Here is a 1,011-nt window from a genome sequence, read left to right as displayed (position 1 = left end):
GTGTTTATTGCGGTGCCGTTTATCTTGTACCAAGTATGGGCCTTTGTCGCGCCAGGTTTGTACAAGCATGAACGTCGATTGATCATGCCATTGCTGTTCTCTAGCTCATTGTTGTTCTACTGCGGTGTGGCGTTTGCTTACTTCGTGGTATTTCCATTGGTGTTTGGCTTCTTTACTGCTATCTCTCTTGGTGGGGTAGAGTTCGCAACCGACATCTCGAGTTACCTCGACTTTGTATTGGCGCTGTTTATGGCGTTTGGTATTGCGTTCGAAGTGCCAGTGGCGATTATCCTACTTTGTTGGACTGGGGCGACCACGCCGCAAGACCTAAAAGAGAAGCGTCCATACATTATTGTGGCTGCGTTCGTTGTCGGCATGCTGCTGACGCCGCCAGACATGATTTCGCAGACGTTACTTGCGATCCCAATGTGTTTACTGTTTGAGGTTGGTCTGTTCTTTGCTCGTTTTTACACTCGTAAAGATGAGGAAGAAGAGGAGTAATCCTTCAGTTTTTAGACAGTAAAAAGCGGCTCAAATGAGCCGCTTTTTTGTTGCGGTTGGTTTGCTATTTTGGGCTAACTACTTAACTTTCAACACGTAACCACATTTAGTACAAACATAAACTTCTTTGATGCCTAGCAGCTTTTGAAAAAAGTTGCGTGGTACGCGTTGCAAGTAAGCACCATGTGTACACATTTCAATATCCGTATTCATGTTGTTTTACACCTGTGCTAAGACGTAGGCGAATAGCAGTATAAGAAAAGAATGTGTCGAGTTGTGGACAGTCACAAGAAGCGTACTGATGGAATACGTATGATGCGAAGTGGGTAGGGTTACAAGTTAATAGTTATGTCTATCAACACTACAGTATTGCTGGTTGAATCGTTTCAGGTTTGGCCTGTTCACCCAACCATTTAGGCAATAAAAAAGCGACCTAGTATGGCCGCTTGTTGCGTTTGTTGTCTTGCTTAAATCTTAAATAAGTTTTTTGCATTTTCCGTGGTGATAGCA

The 1,011-nt window shown here is 43.7% G+C and carries 2 protein-coding genes; one reads left to right on the top strand and one right to left on the bottom strand.

Annotated elements, in window-relative coordinates; genetic code table 11:
* On the top strand, positions 1 to 501 hold a 501-nt coding region (tatC, locus tag R7P67_RS26680; protein WP_318086566.1), incomplete at its 5' end, for a twin-arginine translocase subunit TatC.
* 78 nt (positions 502 to 579) lie between these two features.
* Here tatC and R7P67_RS26675 read toward each other — a convergent pair.
* Complete coding sequence (locus tag R7P67_RS26675) at positions 580 to 714, bottom strand: hypothetical protein (protein WP_005478679.1); 135 nt, start codon at positions 712 to 714, stop codon at positions 580 to 582.
* Positions 715 to 1,011 lie beyond the last annotated feature (297 nt).

The sequence above is a fragment of the Vibrio sp. Vb0937 genome, from assembly GCF_033338855.1.
Note: the sequence above shows the minus strand (reverse complement) of the source record. Positions and strands in the feature narration are given on the sequence as shown.

What these genes read in the sequence shown, in the direction of transcription:
- R7P67_RS26675 (WP_005478679.1), bottom strand. Translation starts at nt 714, where the DNA reads ATGAATACGGATATTGAAATGTGTACACATGGTGCTTACTTGCAACGC.